General features: G+C 37.9%; 7 protein-coding genes, 4 tRNA genes and 2 pseudogenes. 10 read left to right on the top strand and 3 right to left on the bottom strand.

Translation table 11 applies throughout. From position 1 onward, the window contains the following. The first annotated feature begins 14 nt into the window (after window positions 1–14). The 4 genes from HMPREF9965_RS07245 (at window position 15) to HMPREF9965_RS07230 (ending at window position 441) form a co-directional block, all read left to right on the top strand. Window positions 15–85, top strand: a tRNA-Gly gene (locus HMPREF9965_RS07245). 34 nt (window positions 86–119) lie between these two features. Further along, window positions 120–193: transfer RNA gene (locus HMPREF9965_RS07240), tRNA-Ile, on the top strand. A 6-nt stretch (window positions 194–199) separates the two neighbouring features. Continuing rightward, a tRNA-Ser gene (locus HMPREF9965_RS07235) sits at window positions 200–287 on the top strand. A gap of 66 nt (window positions 288–353) precedes the next feature. Further along, a tRNA-Ser gene (locus HMPREF9965_RS07230) sits at window positions 354–441 on the top strand. A gap of 47 nt (window positions 442–488) precedes the next feature. Here HMPREF9965_RS07230 and HMPREF9965_RS12790 read toward each other — a convergent pair. Then, a pseudogene (locus HMPREF9965_RS12790) lies at window positions 489–1,141 on the bottom strand (transposase). A 214-nt stretch (window positions 1,142–1,355) separates the two neighbouring features. Here HMPREF9965_RS12790 and HMPREF9965_RS07215 point away from each other — a divergent pair. Continuing rightward, complete coding sequence (locus HMPREF9965_RS07215) at window positions 1,356–2,060, top strand: hypothetical protein (RefSeq protein ID WP_000788478.1); 705 nt, start codon at window positions 1,356–1,358, stop codon at window positions 2,058–2,060. A 105-nt stretch (window positions 2,061–2,165) separates the two neighbouring features. Here HMPREF9965_RS07215 and birA read toward each other — a convergent pair. Further along, window positions 2,166–3,103: pseudogene (gene birA, locus HMPREF9965_RS07210) on the bottom strand (bifunctional biotin--[acetyl-CoA-carboxylase] ligase/biotin operon repressor BirA). Beyond that, on the bottom strand, window positions 3,100–3,960 hold the full coding sequence (locus HMPREF9965_RS07205; RefSeq protein ID WP_000959984.1) for an AraC family transcriptional regulator: 861 nt from the start codon (window positions 3,958–3,960) through the stop codon (window positions 3,100–3,102). The pseudogene birA and the gene HMPREF9965_RS07205 overlap by 4 nt, the downstream one beginning before the upstream one ends. Window positions 3,961–4,067: 107 nt before the next feature. On the opposite strand from HMPREF9965_RS07205, the gene HMPREF9965_RS07200 reads away from it, so the two are divergent. The 5 genes from HMPREF9965_RS07200 (at window position 4,068) to gtfA (ending at window position 10,873) form a co-directional block, all read left to right on the top strand. Further along, window positions 4,068–6,230 (top strand): alpha-galactosidase, encoded by a 2,163-nt coding sequence (locus HMPREF9965_RS07200; protein ID WP_000512826.1) that lies wholly within the window; start codon window positions 4,068–4,070, stop codon window positions 6,228–6,230. Window positions 6,231–6,242: 12 nt separating this feature from the next. Further along, the gene (locus tag HMPREF9965_RS07195) at window positions 6,243–7,493 is read left to right on the top strand and encodes an extracellular solute-binding protein (protein WP_001267888.1); all 1,251 of its coding nucleotides are present in this window, start codon (window positions 6,243–6,245) and stop codon (window positions 7,491–7,493) included. 18 nt (window positions 7,494–7,511) lie between these two features. After that, window positions 7,512–8,384: a carbohydrate ABC transporter permease gene (locus HMPREF9965_RS07190; protein ID WP_001007691.1), complete on the top strand. Its 873-nt coding sequence runs from the start codon at window positions 7,512–7,514 to the stop codon at window positions 8,382–8,384. A 16-nt stretch (window positions 8,385–8,400) separates the two neighbouring features. Further along, window positions 8,401–9,234 carry a carbohydrate ABC transporter permease gene (locus HMPREF9965_RS07185; RefSeq protein WP_000711270.1) on the top strand — a complete coding sequence of 278 codons (834 nt, stop codon included), beginning with the start codon at window positions 8,401–8,403 and terminating at the stop codon, window positions 9,232–9,234. A 196-nt stretch (window positions 9,235–9,430) separates the two neighbouring features. Further along, complete coding sequence (gtfA, locus tag HMPREF9965_RS07180) at window positions 9,431–10,873, top strand: sucrose phosphorylase (RefSeq protein ID WP_000155208.1); 1,443 nt, start codon at window positions 9,431–9,433, stop codon at window positions 10,871–10,873. Window positions 10,874–10,978: the final 105 nt, after the last annotated feature.

Raw genomic sequence — 10,978 nt, 5'->3', positions numbered from 1 at the left:
TTTATAATGGTTATGCGGGTGTAGTTTAGTGGTAAAACTACAGCCTTCCAAGCTGTTGTCGCGAGTTCGATTCTCGTCACCCGCTTTGAACTTTGTTCAAATTACCAAGTTTTTAACTTGGGCGCGTAGCTCAGGTGGTTAGAGCGCACGCCTGATAAGCGTGAGGTCGGTGGTTCGAGTCCACTCGTGCCCATTAATAGGAGAATTACTCAAGAGGCTGAAGAGGACGGTTTGCTAAATCGTTAGGTCGGGTAACTGGCGCGGGGGTTCGAATCCCCCATTCTCCGTATACAGAGAGCTATAAAGCGAGTGTAGGAGTTTAAATCAACTTATACCTATTAATTAAATATTTTGGAGAATTACTCAAGAGGCTGAAGAGGACGGTTTGCTAAATCGTTAGGTCGGGTAACTGGCGCGGGGGTTCGAATCCCCCATTCTCCGTGATACAATTTGAGAATCTTTATCAACTCTAGTGGGTTGAAGAAAAGCTAAGATCGAGAAAGGACGAATTTCGTCCTTTCTTTTTTGATGTTGAGAGCGATGAAAATCCTTTTTTTGAAGTTTTCAAAGTTCCGAAAACCAAAGGCATTTCGTTTGATGAGTTTAATGAGATTATTAGTCGCTTCCAATTTTGCGTTGGAATAAGGTAACTGAAGGGCGTTGACAATCTTCTCTTTATCCTTGAGGAAGGTTTTAAAGACAGTCTGAAAAAGAGGATGAACCAGCTTGAGATTATTTTCAATGAGTTCGAAAAAATTCTCTGCCTCCTTGTTCTGAAAGTTAAAAAGCAAGAGCTGATAGAGATTATAGTGTTTCTTCAGGTCTGTGGAGATAGCCAAGCTTTCAGCGATGACCGTCATAGGGACTTTCTCGATTAATTTTTGAGCGATTTGGTGGTTTTTCTTGACTAAGGGAGTCTCTGCGACTGCCATTTTTTTACAGACTTTACATCGGAAGCGCCGTTTCCTTAGACGAATTAGAATTTTGTATCCCGCACATTCTAGATAAGGGATTTTAGTTCTTTTGAAAATCATATTTCTTCAGTGATTTCCTTGTGGGTATCCATATTGAAAATATCCACACTCTTGATGTTAGGGTCTTTAATGTCTAGTAGGTTTGTGATAAAATGTAATGGTTTCATAAGATTCTTTCTAGTGATGGTTTGGTCGCTTTTCATTATAGATCTTTTGGGCCTTTTTTCTAGGCATCTCCATAGTGGTTTTACTCACTACAGAATTATAGAGCTCTATTATCTAATGCCATTTCACTAACTTTCATACTAGAAAAAATCATAAATAGACTAGATTTAGTGGTATACTAAGGTTAGGGACTTTAAGTGGCTGGGGATAATCGAGATGAAAAATGGAGTAAAATTTCACAGTATTTTTTATAGATTTATACTATTTATCTTTCTAGTATTTCTAACTGTGATTTCAATGATCTTAGATGCAAAAAAAGCGCAAATTCGCTTTTTTAACCTATCCTTGACTATCGGGCAAGAGGAGTTGAAGATTGTTACAGTTGCGGTTTTGCTCCTTACTTTTCTTTTATCTTTCATGTTCAAATGGAAGTGTTTAATCCATAAAACTGGGATTTATCTAAGAAAAATTGATTTATTTGTAGATTGGAATGCGATTAGAGGTCTTAGCCATGTCTGGATAAATGAATATCATCGTGGACCTCATGGTTTCCTGTTCTATAATCGTAAGACGCTGGTTATTTATAGAGAAAATTATCAGCCGATTTGCCTTTATAATATTCCAATATTGGCCTTATATGTGGCTAAATGTTATCATCCAAAATTAAAAACCAATATAGTTTCAGCAACGTTAGCAAGTCTCTTCAATATGGCTTTAAATGCATGGTTCTTGTATGAGATGTTTAGTAAAAATTTGGTGAATATAAATGCTGAAGTCTTTATGTTTTGGCTGCTTTTATATGCTGTTAAAGTTTTTGCACTTCCATTGGTCATGCTTGGACACGAAAATCACTGCTATGGGGTTTCTTTGGTACATAGCACGGCATATAAAAAGAATGCCTCGAAAGCTATCCACCTGTAAAGTGTTGGTAGGAAGCCAGTTATTTATATATCAGTTGCTTTCTGCATTCAAAAAGCACTATATGATGTTACTAGTTGAGGTTCTAGACACCATATAGTGCTGTTATTAAGTCCAGCTAGTGAGTGAGATTTCACCACTATTGAGCCAGATTTCTGTCTGGTCATCAAGCTGGATAAGGAGTTGTCCTTTGTCGGAGATGTCTTTGGCAACTCCTTTTTTTTCAGTCCGATCTTGGATAAAACTGACCTCTCTTCCTAGAACAAGAGAGTGTTCTTTATAAAGATAGAGTAGTTCTTCGGGTGCTGTTTGGTAGAAACAACGCCAAATTTCTGAGATTAGTTCGTTTCGTGTGATAGGAGCTGGTGGTGTAAAGAGACTTCCAGCTTTTTCTTTTATCTCTTTGGGAAAATCGCTGATGGCAAAGTTGATTCCAACGCCGATAATGACGTCTGTTACTAGGCCTGTTTCCACGGACGTCATGGCTTCGGTGAGGATACCTGCTATTTTTTTATTTTAAAGTAGATATCATTTACCCATTTGATACCCACGTCAATCAAGGTGAGGTTTTTAATAGCTTTGTAAATGGCACCTGCTGTAAGTAATGTGTAGGCAGGAAGCTGGTCATAGGTGAGATTTGGCTGAATATGTAATGACATATAAATACCTCCCTGAGCAGGAGAGTAGTAAGGGCGTTGAAAGCGACCACGACCTGCTGTTTGATATGTGGAAAGATAGAGACTATTTCCCTGGCTTCCACCTTCAATACCTTCTTTTGCATCTGTTTGAGTAGATTTTGTTTCAGGTTTGTAGCGAATGGTTAAGTTGGTTTTCTCCTGAATCAAATCAGGCAATATCAGATCGCCTTGAATGAGCTTGTATCCTCTATTTTTGATACTGTCAATTTCTAGGCCTTCTTGTTGAAGACGTTGGATCGCTTTCCATATGGATGTACGGCTTAAATTCAGTTCTTCTCCGATTTTTTCTCCGCTAACATAATCGTTTTCTCTAGCTAATATTTGGTAAACTAGTTGGTGTGATTTCATTGATTTTCCTTTCTAGCTAAGAGGGAGTGAGAGAGTTCTTTTCGAGTTTGACTCGGTGTTTTATGAAAAAACTGCTTGTAGGCTTTTGAGAAATGGAGTGGATCTGAAAAACCGACGGAGTACGCAATGACTTTAATAGATTCTTCAGTATGTTCCAGAAGTTGTTGTGCACGATGCATCCGAACGTAGAGTAGATACTCTTTTGGAGAGAGTTGGTGAAATTCTTTAAACACACTAGTTAAGTAACTTCTATGAACCGATAGCTCTTTAGCTAAATCTTGAATGGTGAGCGATTGTGGATAGTGACTATCTATCAATCGTTTGCAGTCAAGATAGAGTTGGTGGGTTGATGAAATATTCTTTCTTTTCTGATTGGGAGCAATAGTTCCTAGATGAAACATTAGTTCATGGAGTTGTCCCATGATGTGGAGTTGAGCCAATTCATTTGATTTTGTAATCTGAGCGAAACGGACAATATCTGAGATGAGTTTTGCAGTTGTTTGTGTATGACAGTTATTTGACTGGATGAGGTAGGATTGGTCAGAAATTTGAGATAGAGCAAAATAGTCAGGTGCCCTCCCTCCAGTAATCCCTAACCAGTAGTAAGCCCAAGGATTCTGGCTATCTGCTTGATAGAAGGTTAATTCATCTGGTTTTAGTAAAAAGAAATCTCCTGCCTTTAAATCAACAATTTTCCCCTTATAATGGAATTGACCTTTCCCTTTAGTAATGTAATGTAGTACATAGGTATCTCGAATAGCTGGGCCAAAAGAGTAGTTAGGCGTACATTCTTCATAACCGTAAAAGCTAAGAGAAAGATCAATTGTTCCAGTCTGGTATTCTGAAAAAACGAGCATGTGCCACCTCCTACCTAACATTTTACCATACTTTGTAGACATTTTTCTATTTTAGAAAGCGCTTTTATTTGCTAAAATTTTATCAGGAAATCGATGAGGTGATATATATGGGAATTCGGATAGAGAATAATCTATTTTACGTTGAGAGTAAAGGTTTAAGTTTGATTATTGAAAATAGGGATGGGTTCTTATTATTAAAACATTTAGGAAAGACTATTAAGAACTATAGAGGAGCTAATAGTGTTTATGAACGCGATCATGCTTTTTCACCTAATCCAACAGCTACTAATCGAACTTTTAGTTTGGATACGCAACGTCAAATTTTTGGACAACATGGTTTGGGTGACTTTAGAAAACCAACTTTACAGGTTCAGCACGATGAAACTGAAGTAACAGACTTTCGATTTGTAGAAGCAAAGATTTTAAAAGGTCAGAATGGTCCACAGGGCTTACCTTCTCCTCACAGCATGGATGATACAGAGACGCTTGTCTTGATTTTAAAAGATCCTCAAGCTAAACTTAGTCTGACTTTGTATTATACAGCTTTTGAAAATGATGCGACAATTGCTAGCTACAGCAAATTGGAGAATAATAGCAATCAGGAAGTTGTCATTCATAAGGACTTTTCTTTCATGGCTGATTTTCCTGCTGCAGCTTACGAAATAGTGACTTTACAGGGAGCTTATGCTCGTGAAAAGACTGTTCGACGTCAACAGGTAGAACAAGGAATCTTTTCAATTAGTTCGAACCGTGGTGCTTCTGGTCATGCTCAAACACCAGCTCTTCTATTATGTGATCAAGGAGTCACAGAGGATGCTGGGAATGTGTTTGCCCTGCAACTACTGTATAGTGGAAACTTTGAAGCTTTTGTTCAAAAGAATCAGTTGAATGAAGTTCGGGTGGCTATTGGCATTAACCCAGAAAACTTTTCTTGGAAGTTAAATCCTGAGGAAAATTTTGAAACACCGGTAGCTTTAGTGACCTATTCAGATAAGGGATTAACTGGTATTAGCCATGAAAGTCAAAATTTTGTACTTAAGCACATTATGCCAAGTCAGTTTTCTAAAAAAGAACGTCCAATTCTAATCAATAACTGGGAAGCAACTTACTTTGACTTTCAGAGAGAAAAACTGTTAGAATTGGCAGATGAGGCTAAGAAAGTTGGAATTGAACTTTTTGTATTAGATGATGGGTGGTTTGGCAATCGCTTTGATGATAATCGTGCTTTAGGTGATTGGGTTGTTAATGAGAAAAAATTGGGTGGAAGTCTTGAAAGTCTGATTTCAGCCATCCATGAAAGAGGTTTGCAGTTTGGGCTTTGGTTAGAACCTGAAATGATTTCTGTAGATAGCGATTTGTATTGCAAACATCCTGACTGGGCTATTCAGGTTTCAGGTTATGAGCATACCTATTCTAGAAATCAATTAGTACTTAATCTTGCCAATCCCCAGGTAGTGGAATATTTGAAAAATGTCTTAGATGAACTCCTCTCTCATCATGATATTGACTACATCAAATGGGATATGAATCGTAATATTACTAACCTAGGGAATGGTTCGAACTATCTAGAGACACAAATGCAATCTCATCGGTACATGTTAGGACTTTATGAACTTGTTTCTTATCTGACAGAGAAGCACAGCCATATTCTCTTTGAGTCCTGCTCTGGTGGTGGAGGACGAAATGATCTTGGTATGATGCGTTATTTCCCACAAGTCTGGGCTAGTGATAATACTGATGCTATAGCACGTTTACCAATTCAATACGGCTCATCTTATCTCTATCCAACCATTTCCATGGGAGCTCATGTGTCAGCAGTACCGAATCATCAGATGGGACGAATGACACCATTGGAAACTCGTGGTCATGTGGCAATGATGGGAAATCTGGGTTATGAGCTTGATTTGACAAGTTTATCAGATGAAGAGAAGGCTGAGATTGCTAATCAGGTGAACTTGTATAAAGAATTGCGGCCAGTAGTCCAGTTGGGAAATCAGTATAGGTTAATCAATCCCGATGCTGCATCCAATGAAGCAGCTGTACAATTTAACTATGAAAATCAAACGATTGTAACCTACGTCCGAGTCTTATCAGTTGTGGAAACAATGGAAACAACTTTAAAGTTAAAAGATTTGGATGAAGAGGGATGGTATGAATTACAGGAAAATGGTGTAGTTTACTCAGGTGCAGAACTCATGTATGCGGGTATTACTATGGAGCTTCCGCAGGGAGATTATCTCAGCAGGCAGTTACATTTCATTAGAAGATAAGGAGATAAAATCATGAGATGGTATAAAAAGATGAGCTTAATTGCTACTACAGGACTCTGCCTTTTGGGACTGTCAGCTTGTAGTAGTCAAGAGGAGTCAACTGATGGCAAGGTAACGATTGAGTTTTTTAACCAGAAGACCGAGATGGCAGATACCTTGCAAAGGATAGTGGATGATTTTGAAAAGGATCATCCTACTATTGATGTAAAACTGACGACTGTTCCCGCAGCTGGAATTGTTCTGAAGACTCGGATTTTATCAGGAGATGTTCCAGATATTATTAATATCTATCCTCAAAATATGGATTTTCAGGAGTGGGCAAAAGCAGGTTATTTTGCAGATATGACAGGGAAATCTTATCTTGAGAACATCAAGAACGACTATGCCGAAAAGTATGCAATCAATAACAAGGTTTATAGTGTGCCCTTAACAGCTAACCTTTATGGAATCTATTACAATAAAACGAAGTTTAAAGAATTAGGACTTGAGGAGCCGAAGACTTTTAAAGAGTTTCAAGAGATTGTTAAAAAGATAAAAGATAGTGGGAATTCTCCATTTGCAGTTGCAGGCAATGAAGGCTGGACATTAAATGGTTACCACCAACTTTCTCTCATCACTATTACAGGTAGTGGAGATGCGGCTAATAACTACCTTCGCTTTTCAAAACCAAACGCTATCTCTGCAGATGATGCTATTTTAAAAGCCGATGCAGAACGACTAGATTTATTGGCAGATAATGCTCAAGATGGTTGGCGTGGTGCTTCTTATAATGATGCGGTGGTAGCATTTTCGAGTGAAACAGCTTTGATGATGCCACAAGGATCATGGGCATTAGCGGCAATTAATCAACAGGATCCAAAATTTGAGGTGGGGATGTTTGCCTTCCCAGGAGAAGAAGTAGGAAAAGAAGTTACTGTTGGTGCAGGGGACATGGCATTATCAACTTCGGCTACTACTAAACATCCGAAAGAAACCGAAGAATTTATCAGTTATATGACTAGTCCAAAAGCTATGCAGTCATATTATGATGTAGATGGATCACCAGTTGCGGTGAAAGGCATACAGGAAAAAGAAGATTCAGCGCTTGCAGCTATTTCTAAACTGGCATTTACGGACAAACATTATGTTTGGTTGGGCCAACGCTGGAACTCTGAAGAAGACTTTTTTAATCTAAGTACAGGTTACCTGATGGATAAAAATCTGAAAAATATGGCAAAGAATCTCAATGCTTTCTTTAATCCAATGAAGGCAGATTTGGACTAGAATAGGAGTTAAGATGACATGGCTATTCGAAAATTTTTAAATAAATACTGGGGTTGGACATTTTTGCTCATCCCGCTTGCTTTACAAGCTATCTTCTTTTACTTTCCAATGGTACAAGGTGCTTTCTATAGTTTGACTAACTGGACTGGATTGACCTATAATTATAAATTTGTTGGTTTAAATAACTACAAATTGCTGATGATTGATGGGAAATTCTTCACAGCCATAGCCTTTACTTTGATTTTAACTCTGGCATTGATTATTGGAGAGATTACGATTGGGGTGGTTGTGGCACGAGCCTTAAATTCGAAGATGAAGGGGCAGACCTTCTTTAGAGCTTGGTTCTTTTTCCCAGCTGTTTTGTCTGGTTTGACAGTTTCCTTGATTTTTAAACAATTCTTCAACTATGGTCTTCCAACGATTGGAAAAATTTTAGGGATTGGTTTTCTACAAGAGAGTCTATTAGGAACACCTGTCGGAGCGGTAGTGGCAACTATTTTTGTTCTTCTATGGCAAGGAGTAGCAATGCCAATCATTCTCTTTCTTGCTGGTCTTCAGAGTATTCCAACTGATATTTTAGAGGCAGCATCAATTGATGGTGCAACAAGTAAACAAACCTTTTGGAAGATTGAATTGCCCTATTTACTGCCAACGATCTCAATGGTTTTTATCTTGGCTCTTAAGTCTGGTTTGACAGCCTTTGACCAAATTTTTGCCTTGACGAGTGGTGGTCCAAATAATGCTACAACGTCTCTTGGACTGTTAGTCTACAACTATGCTTTCAAGAGTAATCAATATGGATATGCGAATGCAATTGCCTTGATTTTATTCTTAATTATTGGAATTGTTTCTCTGATCCAAATCAAACTATCAAAGAAATTTGAAATCTAATAGAGGAGTCCTACACATGAAAAAAGAAGAAAAATTGAATCAGTTTTGGAAATACGTCCTCTTGATAGTCGGTGGTATTCTTATACTTGTTCCTTTGTTGGTAACAGTATTTAGTTCTTTCAAGACAACTAAGGATATCATGAATCATTTCTTTAGTTTGCCCAATCCTTTTACGTTGAGTAATTATGAACGATTGATTTCGGATGGAATTGGAGGCTATTTCTGGAATTCAGCTGTTATTACGGTGTTATCATTGATTGTAGTAGCTTTCTTTATACCAGCTGCAGCTTATTCCATTGCTCGAAACATGTCCAAGAAAAAAGCCTTTGCAATTATGTATTCGCTCTTGATCTTAGGGATATTTGTTCCATTTCAGGTGATTATGATTCCCATCACAGTTATGATGAGTAAACTCGGTCTAGCAAATATGTGGGGGCTAGTAATACTCTACCTAACTTATGCTATTCCACAGACTCTCTTCTTGTATGTTGGTTATATAAAAATCAGTGTACCAGATAGTTTGGATGAAGCTGCGGAAATTGATGGGGCTGATCGTTTTACAATTTATCGTCGAATCATTTTTCCAATGTTGAAGCCCATGCATGCGACAACTTTGATTATCAATGCTCTCTGGTTCTGGAATGACTTTATGTTGCCACTGTTGATTCTGAATAAGGATTCCAAGATGTGGACTTTACCTCTCTTCCAATACAACTACCAAGGTCAGTACTTCAATGACTATGGTCCAAGTTTTGCATCTTATATTGTGGGAATTGTAACGATAACCATTGTCTACCTCATCTTCCAAAAACATATCATTTCAGGAATGAGTAATGGGGCAGTGAAGTAAGAAAGTGCTTAGGGAATCTATAATTCCATACATAGAGGGAACAGTTTAGCTTGTTGACAGTTCTATGTAGAAAAAAGAAAGTAGTACTTAGTTGCTTGTAGTCTATATTAGTACTGAACAAAAATCTAAAAATATCTTTCATTTACGAAGCCAGGTCATATAAGACTTGGCTTTCATCAGAAAAAGGAGAACATCTATGACCATTCAAAATAAAACTATGTTGATTACTTACTCAGATAGTCTTGGAAATAACCTTAAAGACTTGTATGAGAATTTGGAAGAACATTTTGGCGATGCTATTGGGGGAGTTCACCTTCTACCATTTTTCCCGTCAACAGGTGATCGTGGATTTGCACCAGTTGACTATGATGAAGTGGATCCAGCGTTTGGTGATTGGGAGGATGTTAAGCGTTTAGGTGAGAAATATTATCTTATGTTTGACTTTATGATTAACCATATTTCTCGTCAATCTAAGTATTATAAGGACTATCAAGAAAAACATGAAGCTAGTGAATTTAAAGATCTCTTTCTAAACTGGGATAAGTTTTGGCCGGAAAATCGTCCGACACAAGCTGATGTAGATTTAATTTACAAACGTAAGGATCGTGCACCAAAACAAGAGATCGTTTTTGCGGATGGTTCAGTAGAACATTTGTGGAATACCTTTGGTGAGGAGCAGATTGATCTTGATGTGACTAAAGAAGTAACGATGGGATTCATCCGTAAGACGATTCAACATCTAGCAAGTAACGGGTGTGATTTGATTCGTCTAGATGCCTTTGCTTATGCAGTGAAGAAATTGGATACCAATGATTTCTTTGTGGAACCAGATATTTGGAATTTATTGGACAAAGTCCGAGATATAGCAGCTGAGTATGGGACAGAGCTCTTACCTGAGATTCATGAACATTATTCGATTCAGTTTAAAATAGCGGACCATGATTACTATGTTTATGATTTTGCCCTTCCAATGGTGACTCTTTATACTCTTTACAGTTCCAGAACAGAGCGTTTGGCTAAGTGGTTAAAGATGAGCCCGATGAAGCAATTTACGACACTAGATACTCATGATGGGATTGGAGTGGTGGATGTCAAGGATATCCTGACAGATGAAGAAATTGACTATGCTTCAAATGAGCTCTATAAGGTTGGAGCGAATGTCAAACGTAAGTACTCTAGTGCAGAGTATAACAATCTAGATATCTACCAAATCAATTCAACCTATTATTCTGCGCTTGGAGATGATGATGTCAAGTACTTCCTCGCTCGTTTGATTCAAGCTTTTGCTCCAGGCATTCCTCAGGTTTACTATGTGGGTCTATTAGCAGGAAAAAATGACTTAAAATTATTAGAAGAAACCAAAGAAGGTCGAAATATTAATCGTCATTACTATAGCAATGAGGAAATAGAAGAAGAAGTTCAACGTCCTGTGGTGAAGTCTCTTCTCAATCTATTTTCTTTCCGTAATCAATCAGAGGCCTTTGACCTAGAAGGGACTATTGACGTTGAAACACCAACAGCTCACAGCATTGTAATCAAACGTCAAAATAAAGACAAGTCCGTAACAGCAGTAGCAGAAATTGATCTGCAAAGTCAGACATATCAAGTAGTGGAAAACGGCAGAGAAATTCGGTTTTAGTACCATATCAATAACAGAGTTTTTTTGTGGCGAAAACGTGTTCATTGTTCCCAAATGACGGAAAAAATGGTAAAATTAAAAGATAGTTTAGCATTTATCTTCTGG

The sequence above is a fragment of the Streptococcus mitis bv. 2 str. SK95 genome, assembly GCF_000222705.1.
In the GTDB taxonomy this organism is placed as follows: Bacteria; Bacillota; Bacilli; order Lactobacillales; family Streptococcaceae; genus Streptococcus; species Streptococcus mitis_AY.
Note: the sequence above shows the minus strand (reverse complement) of the source record. Positions and strands in the feature narration are given on the sequence as shown.